The sequence below is a fragment of the Butyrivibrio sp. Su6 genome, from assembly GCF_900108105.1.
Lineage (GTDB): Bacteria > Bacillota > Clostridia > Lachnospirales > Lachnospiraceae > Butyrivibrio.
Map to the genome: position 1 here is coordinate 133685 of NZ_FNUR01000010.1, position 19006 is coordinate 152690.

The window sequence follows — 19006 nt, forward strand, 5'->3', positions numbered from 1 at the left end:
TTCAAATTATTGTATTTTATTATTATGACATGCAAAGAGGCTGAAAAATTAATTCCATTATTTTTAGACGATGACCTTGATAATAAGGACCTGGCTGAATTTATCGAGCACATAGACAACTGTCCTGAATGTAAGGAGGAGCTTACTATACAGTTTCTTGTGAAGACCGGTATGCAGAGGCTTGAGGACGGCAATACCTTTAACCTCAAACAGGAACTTCTTATCCTTATTAAGGACGCCAAAAAACGACTGAAATTCAGAAGAAATCTCTTTTTACTCAGCATACTTTTGGAGCTGGCGGTCGTTGTTCTTGTGGTGACAGTATCGGTCCTTGCCTTTGCGTTATAACTATTATTTTATACAGGTTGGGGAAGAATTTTGAGTAAATTATCTTTAGATATTGTAGATCTTGTAAAAAATGCTTTTTATGCCATGCCTGCATTTAATGATGCAGACGGTAATTATATAAATGGAGTTTATGGTGCTGTATATAAGCTATCCGGCGTTATAAAGTCGGGCGATTATAGTGAAATTGAAATCGTCAAAAGTGAGGAGGAAATGGAAGACCTTATTCCTGCCCTTAAGGGTCAGATTGATCGTTTTGAAGGCATCCTTTCTTTGAACGGAGAGAGCACTATTACTGTAAACGATGAGCTTTCAGCCCACCTTGAAGCAGAGCTTTCAAACTTATCACCTACAGGAACGGCAGTAAAGGCGGCATCATTTGAAAGCACTGTAAGAGTTACTTCAGATCTTAATGAGGTAGAGGCTTTATTTGGTACAAAAGCTGATTTTGCCTCATTCTTTTTCTTATACGACAATTTATCTGCTGATGGAAGCAAGAAAAAAGATGTTCTTGGACTTTCAATTTGTTTTGACGGAAAAGAAGTCTATTATATTCCGGTAGAGAATTTTATAACTGCTGATTATCTTGGCAAGAAACTCAGTGAACTGAGCAAAACATGCAGTCTTGCTACTTTTGACATAAAGAGCAGCTTCTATTTTTTTGAGCCTTTTGAAATAGCAGGAAGAACAAGCGGCTATGAGGATAAAGAAATAAATGACAGCGATAAAAGATGCTTTGATGATCTTTTGGGTGCGTACCTTGTTAATCCGCTTAAAAATGATTATCAGATAGAGGACGTAGCGGGGGAATACCTTGATCTCAGACTTCCTAAAAAAGCAGATGTATTTGGAAAAGACAGCCTGCGGAATGCAGATGAAAAAGCATTAAGTGATTATGCATCCAAGGCATGCGAAGTTATATTCAGGGCGACACCTCTTATCAGAAAGAAGCTTGAAAAGCTGCAGATGATAAAGCTTTTCTACAATATTGAGATGCCTCTTTCATACATTCTTTTCTCAATGGAAAAAGAGGGAATCATAGCAAAAAGAGATGAGCTTAAGGCCTATGGAGATAAGCTTCAGGTCCGCATAGTAGAGCTTGAGAAGGCAATATATGAAGCGGCCGGGTGCGAGTTTAATATCAATTCACCCAAGCAGCTTGGTGAGATTCTTTTTGAAAAGCTAGGACTTCCTGCAGAGAAAAAGACAAAGTCAGGATATTCTACTGCAGCAGAGGTTCTTGAAAAGCTTGCTCCTGAGCATAAGATCGTAGCAGATATCCTTGAGTACAGAGGACTTGCAAAATTAAAGTCGACCTATGCAGATGGCCTTGCAGCCTTTATTGAGGCTGATGACAGGATACATACAAGCTTTAATCAGACAATCACTGCCACAGGAAGGATCAGTTCAACAGAGCCTAACCTTCAGAATATACCTATGAGAACAGAGCTTGGAAGGCTTATCAGAAAGGTCTTTGTTCCAAAGGATGGGTGCGTATTTGCAGATGCGGATTATTCTCAGGTTGAGCTTAGAATACTTGCTCACATGTCAGGGGACGAAGAGCTTATCAAGGCATTCCATGATGGTGATGATATTCATACAATAACGGCATCCAAGGTTTTCCATGTTCCTTTTGATGAAGTAACACCACTTCAGCGAAGGAGCGCCAAGGCAGTTAACTTTGGTATTGTCTATGGAATAAGTGCTTTTGGCCTTTCACAGGACCTCTCGATTTCTGCAAAAGAGGCCAAGGAGTATATGGATAAGTATTTTGAAACTTATCCGGGTGTAAAAGAGTATCAGGAGTCGGTAATTGCAAGTGCCAAGGCAAAGGGTTATTCGGAGACAATGTATGGAAGAAGACGTCCTATGCCAGAACTTAAGTCTGGTAACTTTAACATGAGACAGTTTGGCGAAAGAGTGGCCATGAATGCGCCTATCCAGGGAAGCGCGGCTGATATCATGAAGATTGCCATGATAAATGTCTTTTTCAAGATAAAAGAGATGGGGCTTAAATCGAGACTGATCCTGCAGATTCACGACGAGCTGGTTATTGAAACCTATAATGATGAGGCTTTGGTTGTGACAGATCTTTTGACTAAAGAGATGGAAAGATCTGCTGATCTTCTTGTTCCGCTTAGCGCAGAATGCCACACAGGAAACGACTGGTACGAGGCTAAGTAATTAATATATATTCAGCAATAGATGTATTAAAAGGATTTGTATTTATATGGCGCTTCAAAAGGGAAAAACAAACATCATAGGAATAACAGGCGGGGTAGGTGCCGGAAAGAGCACGCTTCTTTCATATATCAGGGACAATTACAACTGCCTTGTTATTTTGTCTGATGATGTGGCCAATGATATAAAGAAAAAAGGATATCCTGCCTACGATGCCTTGGTAGAGGCTTTGGGCAGAGGAATCCTTTCTGATGATGGCGAAATTGATAAGGCTTTAATGGCGAAAGCTATATTCAATGATAAAAATAAGCTAAAAACCGTAAATAATATTTTGCATCCTGCAGTAAATCAATATATTATTAATATAGTAGATGATGAGCGTAAAAGAGGAGTTTATGATTTTGTTTTTGTAGAAGCGGCCCTTCTTATAGAGAATGGATATGACAAAATCGTAGACGAAATGTGGTATGTTTACGCTGATGAGGATACGCGCCGCAAAAGACTGAAGGCTTCAAGAGGTTACTCTGACCAAAAGGTTACAGACATTTTTAAGAGTCAGTTAAGCGATGAGACTTTTAGGGAGCATTGCGAATTTGTAATTGATAATAGCGGCGAGGACAGCAAGGCATTTTCTGAGATAGACAATAGATTAAAACTTTGGAAGATTTAGTTTTTGTTCGAAAAATTGTGCGAGGGGGCTTGGTGGCATAATGGCTAGTTTAGAGCAAAAAGATCAGAAAGTTGTATTTGGACTTGATATTGGAACCAGAAGTGTTGTTGGTACTGTGGGTTACATGAACGATGGAAAGTTCAATGTAATTGCCCAGGCAGTTGAAAAACACCAGACAAGAGCCATGCTTGACGGACAGATCCACGATATTGGTAAGGTTGGAATGACGATCAAGATGGTCAAGGAGTCCCTTGAGCAGCAGACTGACATTCATCTTACAGATGTCTGTATTGCTGCGGCTGGTCGTGTTCTCAAAACAGTAAGAACAACCTATGATTATGAGTATCAGGATGCTCATGATATTACTGATGAGGATATCTATAATCTTGATTCCGCTGCTGTTGAAAAGGCGTATGCGGAATTTCTTAGCAAAAATACTTCAGGCATTAAGTTTTACCTTGTAGGTTATTCGGTAATGCACTATTACCTTGATGGTTATCAGATAGCCAACCTTGAAGGGCATAATGCAGGAAAAGTAAGCGTTGAGCTTATTGCTACATTTCTTCCCGATGATTGTGTTGATGGACTTTATAAGGCTTGTGAGAGAGCAGGGCTCAATGTTGCCAATCTTACACTCGAGCCTATAGCAGCTATGATGGTTGCAATCCCTGACAGATTCAGAATGCTGAATCTTGCTCTTATTGATGTTGGTGCGGGAACAAGTGATATCTGCGTAACTGATGACGGCTCTATCACAGCTTACGGAATGCTTCCTCTTGCAGGAGATGATATTACAGAGATCATTGCTCAGCACTGCCTTGTGGATTTCAATTCAGCTGATGAGATAAAAATTGCGGCCAGTCATTCTGACAAGGTTGAATATGTCGATATCATGGGACTTACAAAGACGATCACCACAAAGGAGATCACAAAGGTCATTAAGCCTAAAGTCGATGAAATGGCTAAAAAGGCTGTAGAGGAGATAAAAAAACTCAATGGAGACAGGCCTGTCAGTGCTGTGTTTGTAGTTGGCGGTGGCGGCTGTGTTCCCGGTTATGTAAAAGCAATTGCCAAGGAAATGGATATTCCTGAAGAAAGAGTTGCTCTTCGTGGTGAAGAGGTTATGAAGGAAATCGTGTTCCTTAACAATAATGGCATTGAAAAGGATTCTCTTTTGGTTACACCTCTTGGAATCTGTATCAGTTACTATGAAGAAGCCAATAACTTTATCTTTGTTTCATTTAACGGAACACAGACAAAGATATATGACAACGGTAAACTTCAGATAGTTGATGCTGCCATGCAGGCTGCATTTCCTAATGAAGATCTTTTCCCGAAGAGAGGAGAAGAACTGAAATTTACTGTTAATGGAAAAGAGAGAACTTCTCGTGGAGAACCCGGAGAAGCTGCAGTAATTACTCTTAACGGAAAGCCTGCAGATATCCATACCAAGATCCATGCCAATGATATCATCGATGTAACGCCTTCAACTGCCGGTGCGCCCGGAAAGGCTGTCATCGAAGGGATACCTGAGTTTAAGACCAAATTCAACGTAAATGTTGATGGTAAAAATGTTGAGGCATCAAGGTATGCTACTGTTAATGGCCAGCTTCAGACTCCGCTTTATTCTATTCAGCCCGGAGATGAAGTAAAAGTGCTTGATTACAATACAGCTGCGCAGATTGCTGAACTTCTCGATATTGAATTGACAGAAGATACAGTTATCATGGTCAACAATGAGAGGGGCGACAAAGACACTCCTGTCTATGAGAACTTCAAGGTGGAGTTCAAGTCCCAGGACGACATGATAATGGATTATTACAAGGACTATCCTACTGCTGAAGAGGTTGCTATCAGACAGGAAAATGAAGAGGCTATCGAAAACGAAGAGGAAGCGGCCAAGATTGTCGAGGACGCCAACGGACAGCTTTCATTTGATGCCTTTCCGGATACCGAGGCTTATGAGAAAGAAGAGCCTGAACCTGTAAAGAATATCCTTGCTCATGACCTTCATGTTGTAGTTAACAATGACCCTGTAACACTTCATGGTAAAGCAGACTATGTATTTGTAGATGTTTTTGATGCAATTGATTTTGATCTTTCAAAACCGCAGGGCAGATCTGTAGTCACGATTTTAAATGGCGGAACGCCTGATTATCTACAGAGTATAAAGGAAGGGGACAAAATTGAGGTCTATTGGAAATAGGACCTCATAGGCATAATGGGTTGACTTGATGAAAAAGAATTACTATGGACTTGATCTTGGGAAAATAATTGCGGCTATACTTGTTATTTCCATTCATACTGTTCCTTTTGCTGCATATGAAGGAACATATATTTATAAGGTGTGGAGTATACTGAGTTCTTTGGCTGTACCATTCTTTTTTATATGCACCGGCTTTTTTATTGGTGAGCGACTAAAAGACGATGGTATAGAGCTGTTGATAAAAAAATCAATTTCTTTTTGCAAGATATACCTTTTACTGACACTTTGTTACCTTCCACTTACAATATACAGATATGTGATTGAAGGAAGGGGATTGGTTAAGAGTATTATTTTTTTTATAAGGGGGCTTGTTGTTTTTGGAAATCATGGTTGGTCATGGCAGTTGTGGTATTTACTCTGCGTTTCGTATAGTTTAGCTTTTCTGTATATTTTGTATAAATGGGGAATAAAAAAGAAAAATATATGGATCATAGCGCTGACACTGTATGTTATAGGCACGTTTTTTAATGTAAAGCCGGATTTGGAAGATATTATTCCGGGAATTGGTTCTTTTTATCATATATATAAAATGCTGTTGGGCGAGGGACGCATGTTTTGCGGTCTTGTTTATATTATGATCGGGATGGAGATTGATCATTTTAAGATTCCTCGAAAATCTTTATGTGCACTTGCTTTATTGATCTGTTTTCTGATATGCGTTTTTATGAGTGAGTTTTTTTGGAGAATAGCTCTCGTTATTCTGACTTTTTTTGCATTTTCTATTTTTTTAAATATGGAGGGTGGTGTTTTAATTCCTAAGCTCCGTCTTAGAAAGCTGAGTTCATATATTTACTATAATCACATGTATTTTGTTTTTATTGTTCTTAGCTTTACTGATTTTAAAGAACCCGGCCGTTTTTGGTTTGTTACTTTATTTTCTGTTACATTTTCTTATTTATATATGTTCATCAGACATTTAATGGAAAAGTGAACAACTAAGGAGTCCTGATAAGAGTCAGGACTTTTTTATATCTTTACGTAAAAGAAAAAATAGAATAATATATTGAGAGATTATGCAGTGAAACGGGGATTTTATGAGATTTACAAGTATTGCCAGTGGGAGTAGCGGAAACTGTACATATATTGGTTCTGATAACACTCACATATTAATTGATGCAGGAGTTAGTAAAAAGAGAATTGAAGAGGGGTTAAGATCACTTGATCTTACACTTTCAGATATAAGTGCCATTTTTGTCACACATGAGCACACTGATCACATCGCAGCACTTCACACAATTTTAAAGAAATTTGATATACCTATCTATGCTACAGGTGGTACAATACAAGGAATTAAAGCAAGCGATAAAAAAGCTGAAATGATTAATTCAAGGTTTGTGCAGGTAATGGCAGATAAAGAAGTCCTTGTGGGCGATATGAAGATCAATCCAATGACGATATCCCATGATGCCAATGAACCTTGTGGCTATACAATAGTCATCGGAGATAAGAAGATCGGAGTGGCCACAGACCTTGGATGTTATGATGACTATACAGTTGATCGTTTGTCTGACTGTGATTCACTTTTACTTGAAGCCAATCACGACATAAGAATGCTTCAGACAGGACCTTACCCCTATCAGTTGAAAGCAAGAATACTTGGAGACAAGGGACATCTGTGCAATGAAAAAAGCGGTGAGCTTCTTAGTAAGCTCATCAATAATAAACTCCAGGGAGTATTTCTTGGACACCTTTCAAAAGAGAATAATCTTCCGGAACTTGCTTATGAAGCAGTTCGGGTGGAACTTCAGATGAATGACAGTTTAAAATTTAATGACGGTTTTCCTATTATGGTTGCGGATAGAAGTGCTATTTCAACAGTTCTTGAGTTTTGATGATTTGAATGTTAACCGGTGCTGCAAGACGTGATATAAACGCAGGCAGTGCCGTGTACAATAAGGAGGAGATCATGAAAAAAACAATCATTACAGTAGTTGGCAAGGATACAGTAGGTATTATAGCTAAAGTTTGTACTTACCTTGCAGAGTCAGGTATCAACATTCTGGATATTTCACAGACAATTGTCAGTGGATTCTTTAACATGATGATGATAGTTGATATGTCAGCAACAAATAAGGAATTTAATCAGGTGGCTGATGACCTTGAAAGCCTTGGAAAAGAAATAGGTGTAGTTATCAAATGTCAGAAAGAAGAAATTTTTGACTCAATGCACAGAATTTAAGCGCTTGCTTATTTAATTAGATGTGTAACTTCCCTATGATGAAAGGTGACAAAATGATAAATGTAAATGAGGTCATTGAGACCAACGAAATGATAGAAAAAGAAAATCTTGATGTGAGGACCATTACTCTTGGTATCAGTCTTTTGGACTGCATTACATCAGATTTGGACAAGCTTTGTGATAATATCTATAACAAAATCTATGAGACTGCCAAGGATCTTGTTAAGACCGGCGATCAGATTTCTCGTGAATATGGAATCCCTATTGTAAACAAAAGAATATCAATAACGCCTATAGCACTGGTTGGCGGAGCAGCATGTAAAGAGCCTTCTGACTTTGTGAAGATTGCCAAGACTCTTGATAAGGTTGCAAAGACCGTAGGAGTTAACTTTATTGGTGGTTATTCTGCACTTGTAAGTAAAGGAATGACAGAAGCAGACAGGCTTCTTATTGAGTCGATACCGGAGGCACTTGCTTCAACTGATGTTGTATGCTCATCTATAAATGTTGGTTCAACAAAGACAGGTATCAATATGGATGCTGTTCGTCTTATGGGAACAATAGTAAAAAAGACAGCTGAGGCTACAAAGGAAAAGGATTCTCTTGGATGTGCCAAGCTGGTAATTTTCTGTAATGCTCCTGATGACAATCCATTTATGGCAGGTGCATTCCACGGGGTTACTGAAGCTGACAAGATAATTAATGTTGGCGTTTCAGGACCTGGCGTTGTAAAGACAGCCCTTGAAAAAGTTAGGGGTGAGAACTTTGAAGTTCTCTGCGAGACTATCAAAAAGACTGCATTTAAAGTAACAAGAGTAGGCCAGCTTGTAGCTCAAGAAGCATCTAAGAGACTTGGAGTTCCATTTGGAATCATCGACCTTTCTCTTGCACCAACACCTGCTATTGGCGATAGTGTTGCCGACATCCTTCATGAGATCGGCGTTGAGCACGCAGGGGCACCGGGAACAACAGCAGCACTTGCTCTTTTAAATGACCAGGTTAAAAAAGGCGGAGTAATGGCATCTTCATACGTAGGTGGCCTCTCCGGAGCATTTATCCCTGTAAGTGAAGACCAGGGTATGATAAATGCTGTAGAAGCGGGAGCACTTACCCTTGAAAAGCTTGAAGCTATGACCTGTGTCTGCTCAGTAGGTCTTGATATGATCGCGGTTCCGGGAGATACAAAGGATACAACAATCTCCGGAATCATTGCAGATGAAATGGCAATCGGAATGATTAATCAGAAGACTACAGCTGTACGTCTTATTCCTGTAATTGGAAAAGGCGTTGGTGAAACAGTAGAATTTGGTGGACTTTTGGGTTATGCACCTATAATGCCTGTAAACCAGTTCTCTTGTGACAATTTTGTAAACAGAGGCGGCAGAATACCGGCACCGGTTCACAGTTTTAAGAACTGATTGACATTGACCGATATTTTGCGATATATTATAATAACTTTTGTATAACTATGCCCAAATAAGGGGGATATGATAATGGTCTGCAGCATGACAGGTTTTGGCAGAAGTGAGATTACAGAAGGAAATCGCAAGTACATTGTAGAGCTTAAGTCGGTAAATAACCGCTATCTTGATATTAATATCAAGATGCCAAAAAAGTTTAATGCATTTGAGGCTGCAATCCGCAGCGAACTTAAGAACTATATGAAACGTGGTAAAGTTGACGTTTTCATTAGTTATGAGGATTTTTCAGAGTCAGAGACAAAGGTAAAATACAACAAGGCTATAGCACAGGAGTATTATTCCTACCTGAATGAGATGGCAGGTGATTTTGGCCTTGATAATGATGTAAGGATCTCTGTTCTTTCCAGATTCCCGGAAGTTTTTACAATGGAAGAGGAAGAGCTTAATGAAGAGGAAGTATTAAGCGGCCTCATGAAAGCTCTTGCCGGTGCCGGCAAGCAGTTTATGGAGTCAAGAGCTCGAGAAGGCGAGTTCTTATGTAAGGATCTCACAGAGAAACTTGATGGAATGATGGAGAATGTGGAGTATATTGCTGAGCGTTCACCAGAGATCATCAAGGAGTACAAGGACAAGCTTCGTGAGAAGATTCAGGATCTTCTTGAGGACAAGCAGGTTGATGAAAACAGACTTGCGATGGAAGTTACTATTTACGCTGATAAGATTTGCGTAGATGAAGAGATCACAAGACTTCGCAGCCATATCGGAGCTACAAAAGATACCCTTTTAAAGGGTGATGACAAGGATGGCATTGGCAGAAAGCTTGATTTCCTTGCACAGGAGATGAACAGGGAAGCCAATACAATTCTTTCAAAGTCTACAGATCTTAAGATCTCAGACAGAGGAATTGCTCTTAAGACTGATATTGAAAAAGTAAGGGAGCAGATACAAAACATTGAATAAACTCATTCACATTGGATTTGGCAATATTGTTAATGCAGACAAAATAATAAGCATTGTTAGTCCTGATGCTGCGCCGGTTAAGCGCATGGTTCAGAAAGCCCGTGAAGAGGGAAAAAGCGTTGATGCTACCCAGGGGCGTAAGACCAAGGCAGTACTTGTTATGGAAAATGGTATGCTTGTATTATCAGCTCTTTTGCCGGAAACCATATGTAACAGAGCTATATCGGAGAGTGAGAATAGTCAGGATGAAACGTAAAGGAATTATTATTGTTGTTTCAGGGTTCTCAGGAGCAGGAAAGGGAACCATCATGAAAGAGCTGACGAAAAGGTATGATCAGTATGCTCTTTCTATCTCAGCTACAACCAGAAACCCAAGAGAGGGTGAGGAAAATGGCAGAGAGTATTTCTTCATTACTACTGAAGAGTTTGAAAAGCTTATTGCTGAAGACGGCCTTATTGAGCACGCCAAATATGTAAATAACTATTATGGCACTCCAAGGAAATACGTTGAAGAAAAGCTATCTCAGGGAATTGATGTTATCCTTGAAATAGAGATACAGGGAGCTCTTCAGATAAAAGAGCAGTATAAAGATGCAGTATTGCTTTTTGTGATGCCACCGTCAGCGCAGGTTCTTGAAAAGAGACTTCGCGGAAGGGGAACAGAAACTGATGAAGTTATAGCAAAACGCCTTGCAAGAGCAAAAGAAGAAGCTGTTGGAATTGAAAAATATGACTACATCGTAGTTAATGATGACCTTGATGAATGTGTTGAAAAGGTTCATGAGATCATCAGTTCAGCTCACAACACTCCTGACAGGAATGCCGATTTTATCAATGAGATGAGAGATCAGCTGAATAAGTTTTAATTAGTTAAGATCAGAGCTTTAAAAAGCTTTGTTAAATAAACAAATATTATGTGTTGCGTACCACGCAGAAAGGAACATTATGATACATCCTTCATATGTAGATTTAATGAATGTAGTAAACAAGGGAGTTGAGGAAGGCGAAGAGCCAGTTATCAGCTCAAGATATTCAATCGTTATGGCAACATCAAAAAGAGCAAGACAGATCATTGCTGGTGATGAGCCAATGGTTAAGGTAAAGGACAAGCAGAAACCTCTTTCTATCGCTGTTGAGGAGATGAATCAGGATACTCTCAGAATCCTTACAGATGAAGAGAAGGCTAAGCTTGAGGAATCAGCTGAAGAAGCAGAAGAGACAGAAAGCACAGAAGAGTAATTTTAAAAAGATATGAAGATATTATTTGTGTCACTTGGTTGTGACAAAAACAGAGTTGATACCGAGGTAATGCTCGGTATGCTCGAAAGTCATGGTTATGACTTTACAGATGACACCGATGAAGCCGAAGCAGCAGTTGTTAACACCTGCTGCTTTATTGGTGATGCGAAAGAGGAAAGTATCAACACTATCCTTGAAATGGCTGAATATAGGAAAAGCGGAAAGTATAAGGCTTTGATCGTTACCGGATGTCTTGGACAGAGGTATAAGGAGGAAATTCAGAAAGAAATTCCTGAAGTGGATGAGATACTTGGTATATCATCGATTGATAAGATTGTTCAGGCTCTTGATGAAACCCTAAAGAGAAATGAGCTTTTCTCTCACAAAAATTATTTTGATGATGTTAACAAACTTCAGAGAGGTGGTTACAAGAGAGTTATGACCACCGGAGGTGTTTACAATTACCTCAAAATTGCAGAAGGCTGTGATAAGCGCTGCACCTACTGTATTATTCCATCGATTAGAGGATCTTACAGAAGTATTCCGATGGAGGATATCCTCAAGGATGCCAGAAGTCTGGCAGAGGCAGGCGTCTCTGAGCTTTTGGTAGTTGCGCAGGAGACTACCCTGTACGGAACAGATATCTATGGAGAGAAGAAACTTCCTGAGCTTTTACATAAGATTTGTGAGATAGACGGTATTAAATGGGTAAGAGTTCTTTATTGCTATCCTGAGGAAATAAATGAAGAACTGATCCAGACTATCAAAAATGAACCAAAGATATGTCATTATCTCGATCTTCCAATTCAGTCCGGTTCTGATTCTATCCTTAAAAGAATGGGAAGAAGAACAAATAATGCGGAGATAAGAGAACTTGTAAAGCACCTGAGGGAAGAAATTCCTGATATTTGTCTTAGAACAACTCTTATCAGCGGATTCCCTGGAGAAACTGCAAAAGACCACAATGAGACTATGAAGCTTGTGGAAGATCTTAGATTTGACAGACTTGGTGTATTTACATACTCCCAGGAAGAGGATACACCTGCAGCTACTATGCCTGATCAGGTCTCAGAGAGAGTTAAGACAACCCGCAGAAATAAGCTCATGAAGCTTCAGCAGAAGATAGCCTTTGAAGGCGCTGATTCCATGGTTGGTAAGACTGTTGACGTTATCATAGAAGGAAAAATCGTTGACGAAGAGGCCAGCAGCCTTGATGGATTTACATATGTGGGAAGGACATATAAAGATGCACCGGATATTGACGGATACGTATTTGTTTCCGGTGTTCAAAAAGATCTTATGTCCGGAGCAATATTAAAGGTTCTTATAACAGGTTCTAATGAATATGATTTAGTTGGGGAGGAAGCAGAAACATATGAATTTACCGAATAAGTTGACCGTTGCGAGAGTTATATTGATTCCATTTTTTGTATTCTTTTTATTGTTTGATCCATCTAATGACGCTTTTAAATGGACAGCACTTGCCATATTTATTATCGCAAGCCTTACAGATATGCTTGATGGTAAGATTGCCCGCAAATACAATCTGATCACAGATTTTGGTAAGTTCATGGATCCACTTGCAGACAAACTTCTTGTTTGTAGTGCAATGATAGGCCTTATTGAACTTGGCCGTATCCCTTCATGGATAGTTATCATAATTATTGCCAGAGAGTTTGTTATCAGCGGTTTCAGACTCATTGCAGCTGACAATGGAAGAGTTATAGCTGCAAGCTACTGGGGCAAATTTAAGACAACATTCCAGATGATAATGGTAATACTTATGATTGCCAATATTGATCATCCTGTAATGCATGTACTTACAACAGTTATTATGTGGGTGGCTTTGGCCCTTACGATCATATCACTCGTTGATTACCTTGTAAAAAACAAGGATGTCATGAGCGGAGAGATGTGAATGCATATAGGGATTCAAAGTCATATGAATTTGTAGGATTGCGTGAGCGAAGCGGAGCAATCCGTATATGCATTCACAATTTGATATATTAAGTTAGTTTTTGTATTTGTAGAAATAGGAGTTTTAATGAGTAAAGATTTAGAAAAAAATACTGTTAATGTCGAGGAGGAAAAGGTAAGATACGAGGATTCAGGTCTTGATGAAAAAATATTGAGAGCAGTTTCTGAAATGGGTTTTGAGTATATGTCACCAATCCAGAAGGCTGCAATACCTGTAATGCTTGAGGGAAAAGATATTATTGGACAGGCACAGACAGGAACCGGTAAAACTGCCGCATTTGGTATTCCGCTTTTGCAGCAGGTTGATCCTACAAATAAGCATTTACAGGCCGTTGTACTGTGTCCTACAAGAGAGCTTGCTATGCAGGCTGCTGATGATATAAGAGATTTTGCTAAGTATATGTTTGGCATAAAGGTCCTTGCCGTCTATGGTGGACAGGATATCTCAAGACAGATAAAGGCTTTATCTGCAGGAGTTCAGATAGTAGTTGGAACTCCGGGACGAGTAATGGATCACATGCGCAGACATACAATGAAAATGAAGGATGTAAAGGTTCTTGTCCTTGATGAAGCTGATGAGATGCTTGATATGGGATTCAGGGATGATATCGAGACTATCCTTCAGGGTATGCCTGAAGAGAGACAGACAGCTCTTTTCTCTGCTACTATGCCGGAGGCAATACTTCAGATTACTAAGAAGTATCAGAAAGAAGATGCTGAGTATATAAAAATGACTCCAAAGGAGATCACTGTTGCAGCCATAGAACAGAGCTACTACAGAGTTCCTCAAAAGTCAAAAGAAGAAGTTCTTGTAAGACTTATGGATTATTACAATCCATCAAGATCACTTATTTTCTGTAACACAAAAAGAATGGTTGATCAGCTCGCTGAAAGCCTTAAGGGTAAGGGATATCAGGCTGATGGACTTCATGGTGATCTTTCACAGAACCAGCGCGACACCGTAATGAACTTATTTAGAAGTGGAAGAATCAATATCCTTATAGCAACTGATGTTGCGGCAAGAGGAATTGATGTAAGCGGTGTAGAAGCTGTATTTAACTTTGATATTCCTGAAGATATAGAGTACTACGTACACAGAATCGGACGTACAGGTCGTGCCGGAAGAAGTGGTCAGTCATTTACTCTTGTCGGCGGAAGAGAGATGTACAAACTCAGAGAAATCGAGAAGGTTTGTCATACAAAGATTGAGGAAAGAAAAGTACCGTCAGCAAAAGAGATTACAAGAGTTAAGTCTCAGAAGGTATTTGCTGAAGTTATTGATATTATTGAAAACGGTGATATTTCATCTGCACTTGAGTTTGTTAATCAGAAGGTTGAGGAAGGTGAGTATACTGCAGAGCAGCTTGCAGCAGGATTTATGAAGCTCAAGATGGGAGCAGATATTGAAGACCTTGTATTTGATTTTGGACACAGACGCGGCGACAGGGATAAGGAAAGAGGAAAAGGCGGTTTCGGTCGTGGAAGGCGTGATGGACGTGATGGCAGGATGAGCCGTGATGGCCGAGAGAGTCATGACGGACGCAAGTTTAAGTCCGGCAAAGATGATAGAAGGGGCAGAAAGTCCCAGTCATCAGAGAGAAAGTTTGATAAGAAAAAAGCCTCCTCTAAGGATGACTATCTTTTTGAAAAACCGAAGAGAAGAAATAAGTCCAAGGATGAAGCAACTGTTAAATCATCTTTAGATGAGGCTCTTGTGGAGAGCATCAAAAAGGATAGAAAAAAGACTTCTGATAAAGCTCAGGCTTCAAGAGCAGAAAGACCTGAGAGAAAACGCTCTGCCAGGGGAAATGCGGAGTTTGAAAATGTTGGACGTCTCAATATAAAAGGTGAGGAGTCTACAAAAGCATGGTATGTTGGAGAAGACAGCAATACTATGAATGTATCAAAGTCTGAAAAGAAGCATATCAAAGCTGAAAACAAGAAGAGAAGTATTGACTATTTACAGGATGTAAGCGATTTTGTAATGGAGAGCTTTGGTAAGCGCAGAAAGTAAAAGGGGGTTGGGGAAATGGTTACAAAGGTGAAAGTAAACCGTGTTAGAGCTAAGATTTTTAATATGGTCAGCACTGGAGTAATTGATGAACCCATAAACAGGTTTTACGATTTTTTAAGTATCGTAGCACTTGTTCTCAATCTTTTTGCTGCATTTGCAATAACATTTGATTATATGGAGGAGCACTATAAAGGGCTCCTCCTTGCTATTGAAGCAGTTACAACTTTTTTCTTTGCAGTAGATTATTTGCTGCGTCTTATATCATCAGCTGAACTATACCCAAAACTATCAGAGCCTAAGGCGGCACTCAGATACATTTTTTCAATGGCAGGTATAATAGATCTTTTATCATTCCTTCCGTATTATTTGCCGGTGTTTTTCCCTGCTGGAGGGACAGTGTTCAGGCTCTTTAGAGTTGCAAGGATACTTAGACTTTTCAGGATAAATTCTTATTATGATCAGCTCAATGTAATTACCGAGATCATCGTTTCAAAGAGCCAGCAGCTTCTTGCATCTGTTTTTATCATCTTGATATTGATGATGGCATCAAGCCTTTGCATGTATAGTGTAGAACATGAAGCGCAGCCGGATGTTTTTCAAAATGCATTTTCAGGTATCTGGTGGTCTGCGTCAACACTTCTTACTGTAGGATATGGTGATATTTACCCGGTTACAATAATGGGTAAGATTCTTGGAATAATAATCAGTTTCCTTGGCGTTGGAATGGTTGCTATTCCTACAGGTATTATTTCTGCAGGATTTGTCGAGCAGTACCAGAGACTAAAGACTGTGGGAGAATTTGCAGAAGAGGAAAATATCCATTTTATAAGGGTCAGACTTTCTGAAAATGATAAATGGTCTGGTAAGAAGATCATGGAAATTGGAATCCCAAGAGATGCAATGATAGTTGCTATTCAAAGAGGGAAGGAAACGCTGATTCCACGTGGCTCTACAGTATTGAAAACCGGTGACATTATTGTTATGTGTGCCGAGAAGAGCAAGGATATTCAGCCAATTGAGCTAAAAGAAATAACTATAAATGAAGGACATTCATGGAATGGGATGGCTATAAGAGACATAGATATTTCCAGACAGAGCTATATCTTTATGATCCGCAGACGTGGCAGGGCCATCATCCCAAAGGGAAGCCTTGTGATAAGAGCAGGGGATATAGTTCTTTTATATGAGAAACACGTTAATAATGAGAATGTCTAAATAAAGAATACGCGCAGTGCTATATATGATTGAAACTTAACAGTAACAGCGTGAAAACTGAGAGAATAATATGAACGAGACTGATATATTAAAAGATATAGAGCTTTTTGTCCTTGATATGGATGGGACATTTTACCTGGGGAATAATATTATAGATGGAGCTTTGGATTTTTTAGAAGCGGTAAAGAATGCCGGTAAAAGATATATGTTTTTTACCAATAATTCATCTACAAATTCAGACAAATACATAGAGAAACTTGCCGGTATGAATTGCTTTATAAAAAAAGATCAGATCATGACATCCGGTGATGTGATGATAAGATTCTTGAAAAGCAACTATTACGGTAAGAGCATATATCTGCTTGGAACAAAGCCACTGGAAGAAAGCTTTTTAGAAGCAGGGATCGAGCTTTTTAATCGCGACAATGAGGATGCTCTTGAACCTGATAATCTTGATAAAAGACCGGATATTGTGGTGGTTGGTTTTGATAAAACACTGGATTTCAGAAAACTCTCTAATGCCTGTACTTATATTAGGGAGGGAGCTCTTTTTCTGGCTACTCATTTGGATATCAATTGTCCTATGCCAAATGGCTTTATTCCTGATTGCGGAGCCATCTGTAAGGCTATTGAGCTTTCAACAGGATGTGAGCCAAGATTTGTCGGTAAGCCATTCAAAGAAACTGTTGATATGATAGTTGATGCAACAGGTGTTTCTAGAGAAAAAATAGCTTTTGTAGGCGACAGACTCTATACTGATGTAGCCACGGGAGTAAAAAACGGAGCCAAAGGAATACTGGTTCTTACAGGGGAATGCCAGCTTTCGGACGTCGATAATTCTGATGTTAAGCCTGATGCTATTTTTGAGTCTATATATGAAATGGGAAAGAAATTATAAAGGTGCTATATAAGTATATGTAAAATGCAAACAAAAGAGGGGTTCAGATGAAAGAAGTTTTTAATGTTCCAATGATGATATTGGGTTTTTTATTTGCTGTTGCTGTTGCTTTGACAAGTGTCTTTAAGCCTGACGGTGGAGCAGATTTTAATTTTATTCTGTTGCTTATTGGATTATGTATATTTGCTGCATTGGTCTTAGTTAATAGTAAATTGATAAATAATCAAAGTGGAGGTAGTGCTTTAAAAATCAATGATAAGGCTTTTTGCATCAGATGCTTTTTGATTTATATAGTGATTGGCATTTTGACGCAAATAATCTATTTTCCGGCCACTCTATCAAATGACACTATTGTAATGATCCGTGGGGGAATGGGAGTTTCAGGACAACATCCCTGGATGTATATCGCTTTATTGCGAGGACTTGAGAAAATTGTAAAGTTTTTTGGCGGAGCGGACAATGAAGTTTTTATTATATTGGCCGTTTTTCAGGTTGTTGCAGTTTCTTTTTCATATAGTGTTTGTGTTACCTGGCTTAAAAGAAAAGGATTACATAAAATTCCGCTGTTAATTATCTGCGCTTTTTTTGCACTATGTCCAATATTGAATCTTTATATGGTTACCCTGATCAAGGATGTGCCATTTGCTCTGGGTTCTTTACTTATAATTCCTATTATGTATGAACTTTGGGAAAGCAAAGGACAAAAGCTGTGTGAAAAATACTTTATAGCCAAATTGTGTGCTTGTTCGATTTTGTTTTTCTTTAGAAGTAATGGATCAATCATCTGCGTTATGATGGTGCTTTACTTGATGATTTCTTACAAAAGTTATTGGAAAAAAGTGGCTATATATGCTTTGTTCGTTGCTTTGCTTCTTGTTATGACAAAAGCAGTTCAAACAGTTTCGCATGCACCATATAAATTCAGAGAGGCTGTAGGAATACCTATACAGCAGATTGCAGCAACTGTATGTAATGATGGCAGGATAAATGAAGAGCAGTATGCGTTTATTGACAAAATGCTTCCTGTTGAAGAAATAAAAAAGAATTATGATCCCTATAATGTAGACCCTATAAAGTACGGTGAAATTGAGCTGGATAGTGAGTTTTTGAATGCTAACAAATTGCAGTTTATAAAGGTGTGGGGAGAACTTCTTTTAAATAATTTTGGGATATATGTTGATGCATATTTAAGAACTACATATGGGTTTTGGTCGTTTTCAAATAATACTTTGAAAATGCGTTATACATATATTGGCGCATTTGCAGATCAGAAAATGTATTATGACTGGATGGAGTCTGAAAGAATAGTGCCTAAATCTGTTTTGTCCTCGGATTTACAAGGCTTTATAGAGAACATATATAGTTCTTCAAGCTACTTTTTTGGTGCTGGGGTTATGGCGTGGGTTATTTTGGTGCTTGTTGCTGCATTAATGAGAATACATGGAAGAAAAATAGGAATAGTGGGCTTGCCTGCAGTTTTGTGCTGGATTACATTGCTTGCTTCAACACCAATCGCTTTTCAATGGCGTTATGCTTTATCTTTTGCTTATTCCTTACCTATGCTGTACGGAATTGCTATGATATCGGCTAAAATAAGAAAATAAGATTTTGATGTAGTTTTTTATGCATAAAATATAATAA

General features: G+C 38.9%; 18 protein-coding genes. All 18 read left to right on the forward strand.

Annotated elements, in window-relative coordinates; translation table 11 throughout:
• Positions 1-24: 24 nt before the first annotated feature.
• Positions 25-348: a zf-HC2 domain-containing protein gene (locus C4S54_RS11630; RefSeq protein ID WP_160110756.1), complete on the forward strand. Its 324-nt coding sequence runs from the start codon at positions 25-27 to the stop codon at positions 346-348.
• A 30-nt stretch (positions 349-378) separates the two neighbouring features.
• The gene (polA, locus tag C4S54_RS11635) at positions 379-2529 is read left to right on the forward strand and encodes a DNA polymerase I (RefSeq protein WP_242973797.1); all 2151 of its coding nucleotides are present in this window, start codon (positions 379-381) and stop codon (positions 2527-2529) included.
• A gap of 46 nt (positions 2530-2575) precedes the next feature.
• On the forward strand, positions 2576-3196 hold the full coding sequence (gene coaE, locus C4S54_RS11640) for a dephospho-CoA kinase (protein WP_103869692.1): 621 nt from the start codon (positions 2576-2578) through the stop codon (positions 3194-3196).
• 40 nt (positions 3197-3236) lie between these two features.
• On the forward strand, positions 3237-5402 hold the full coding sequence (locus tag C4S54_RS11645) for a cell division protein FtsA (protein ID WP_103869693.1): 2166 nt from the start codon (positions 3237-3239) through the stop codon (positions 5400-5402).
• Positions 5403-5430: 28 nt separating this feature from the next.
• Positions 5431-6393, forward strand: coding sequence for an acyltransferase family protein (locus C4S54_RS11650; protein WP_103869694.1), 963 nt, complete (start codon positions 5431-5433; stop codon positions 6391-6393).
• A gap of 103 nt (positions 6394-6496) precedes the next feature.
• Positions 6497-7294, forward strand: coding sequence for an MBL fold metallo-hydrolase (locus C4S54_RS11655; RefSeq protein WP_103869695.1), 798 nt, complete (start codon positions 6497-6499; stop codon positions 7292-7294).
• A gap of 74 nt (positions 7295-7368) precedes the next feature.
• Positions 7369-7641 (forward strand): ACT domain-containing protein, encoded by a 273-nt coding sequence (locus tag C4S54_RS11660; RefSeq protein WP_103869696.1) that lies wholly within the window; start codon positions 7369-7371, stop codon positions 7639-7641.
• 53 nt (positions 7642-7694) lie between these two features.
• Entirely contained in the window at positions 7695-9059 is a 1365-nt protein-coding gene (locus C4S54_RS11665) for a PFL family protein (protein WP_103869697.1), read from the forward strand.
• Positions 9060-9134: 75 nt separating this feature from the next.
• A complete protein-coding gene (locus C4S54_RS11670; RefSeq protein WP_022775503.1) occupies positions 9135-10022 on the forward strand; it encodes a YicC/YloC family endoribonuclease in 888 nt (295 codons plus the stop codon).
• Positions 10015-10278: a DUF370 domain-containing protein gene (locus tag C4S54_RS11675; RefSeq protein WP_022775502.1), complete on the forward strand. Its 264-nt coding sequence runs from the start codon at positions 10015-10017 to the stop codon at positions 10276-10278. The genes C4S54_RS11670 and C4S54_RS11675 overlap by 8 nt, the downstream gene beginning before the upstream one ends.
• Entirely contained in the window at positions 10268-10888 is a 621-nt protein-coding gene (gmk, locus tag C4S54_RS11680) for a guanylate kinase (RefSeq protein WP_103869698.1), read from the forward strand. The genes C4S54_RS11675 and gmk overlap by 11 nt, the downstream gene beginning before the upstream one ends.
• Positions 10889-10994: 106 nt before the next feature.
• On the forward strand, positions 10995-11261 hold the full coding sequence (rpoZ, locus tag C4S54_RS11685) for a DNA-directed RNA polymerase subunit omega (protein ID WP_330405661.1): 267 nt from the start codon (positions 10995-10997) through the stop codon (positions 11259-11261).
• A gap of 12 nt (positions 11262-11273) precedes the next feature.
• Positions 11274-12653 (forward strand): 30S ribosomal protein S12 methylthiotransferase RimO, encoded by a 1380-nt coding sequence (gene rimO, locus C4S54_RS11690; RefSeq protein ID WP_103869700.1) that lies wholly within the window; start codon positions 11274-11276, stop codon positions 12651-12653.
• Positions 12637-13179: a CDP-diacylglycerol--glycerol-3-phosphate 3-phosphatidyltransferase gene (gene pgsA / locus C4S54_RS11695; RefSeq protein WP_103869701.1), complete on the forward strand. Its 543-nt coding sequence runs from the start codon at positions 12637-12639 to the stop codon at positions 13177-13179. Before rimO ends, pgsA begins: the two co-directional genes overlap by 17 nt.
• Positions 13180-13305: 126 nt before the next feature.
• Positions 13306-15252, forward strand: a complete 1947-nt coding sequence (locus C4S54_RS11700; RefSeq protein WP_103869702.1) for a DEAD/DEAH box helicase — start codon at positions 13306-13308, stop codon at positions 15250-15252.
• 15 nt (positions 15253-15267) lie between these two features.
• Positions 15268-16467 (forward strand): ion transporter, encoded by a 1200-nt coding sequence (locus C4S54_RS16445; RefSeq protein WP_103869703.1) that lies wholly within the window; start codon positions 15268-15270, stop codon positions 16465-16467.
• 70 nt (positions 16468-16537) lie between these two features.
• Positions 16538-17365 (forward strand): HAD-IIA family hydrolase, encoded by an 828-nt coding sequence (locus tag C4S54_RS11710; protein WP_103869704.1) that lies wholly within the window; start codon positions 16538-16540, stop codon positions 17363-17365.
• Positions 17366-17412: 47 nt separating this feature from the next.
• A complete protein-coding gene (locus C4S54_RS11715; RefSeq protein WP_103869705.1) occupies positions 17413-18969 on the forward strand; it encodes a DUF6020 family protein in 1557 nt (518 codons plus the stop codon).
• Positions 18970-19006 lie beyond the last annotated feature (37 nt).

Bases quoted from the DNA above. Each gene is read 5' to 3' on its own strand.
- C4S54_RS11630 (WP_160110756.1), top strand. From the start codon at position 25: ATGACATGCAAAGAGGCTGAAAAATTAATTCCATTATTTTTAGACGAT.
- C4S54_RS11660 (WP_103869696.1), top strand. From the start codon at position 7,369: ATGAAAAAAACAATCATTACAGTAGTTGGCAAGGATACAGTAGGTATT.
- C4S54_RS11645 (WP_103869693.1), top strand. From the start codon at position 3,237: ATGGCTAGTTTAGAGCAAAAAGATCAGAAAGTTGTATTTGGACTTGAT.
- C4S54_RS11655 (WP_103869695.1), top strand. From the start codon at position 6,497: ATGAGATTTACAAGTATTGCCAGTGGGAGTAGCGGAAACTGTACATAT.
- C4S54_RS11710 (WP_103869704.1), top strand. From the start codon at position 16,538: ATGAACGAGACTGATATATTAAAAGATATAGAGCTTTTTGTCCTTGAT.
- C4S54_RS16445 (WP_103869703.1), top strand. From the start codon at position 15,268: ATGGTTACAAAGGTGAAAGTAAACCGTGTTAGAGCTAAGATTTTTAAT.
- C4S54_RS11650 (WP_103869694.1), top strand. From the start codon at position 5,431: ATGAAAAAGAATTACTATGGACTTGATCTTGGGAAAATAATTGCGGCT.
- C4S54_RS11715 (WP_103869705.1), top strand. From the start codon at position 17,413: ATGAAAGAAGTTTTTAATGTTCCAATGATGATATTGGGTTTTTTATTT.
- C4S54_RS11665 (WP_103869697.1), top strand. From the start codon at position 7,695: ATGATAAATGTAAATGAGGTCATTGAGACCAACGAAATGATAGAAAAA.
- C4S54_RS11670 (WP_022775503.1), top strand. From the start codon at position 9,135: ATGGTCTGCAGCATGACAGGTTTTGGCAGAAGTGAGATTACAGAAGGA.
- coaE (WP_103869692.1), top strand. From the start codon at position 2,576: ATGGCGCTTCAAAAGGGAAAAACAAACATCATAGGAATAACAGGCGGG.
- C4S54_RS11700 (WP_103869702.1), top strand. From the start codon at position 13,306: ATGAGTAAAGATTTAGAAAAAAATACTGTTAATGTCGAGGAGGAAAAG.
- gmk (WP_103869698.1), top strand. From the start codon at position 10,268: ATGAAACGTAAAGGAATTATTATTGTTGTTTCAGGGTTCTCAGGAGCA.
- rimO (WP_103869700.1), top strand. From the start codon at position 11,274: ATGAAGATATTATTTGTGTCACTTGGTTGTGACAAAAACAGAGTTGAT.
- rpoZ (WP_330405661.1), top strand. From the start codon at position 10,995: ATGAATGTAGTAAACAAGGGAGTTGAGGAAGGCGAAGAGCCAGTTATC.
- pgsA (WP_103869701.1), top strand. From the start codon at position 12,637: ATGAATTTACCGAATAAGTTGACCGTTGCGAGAGTTATATTGATTCCA.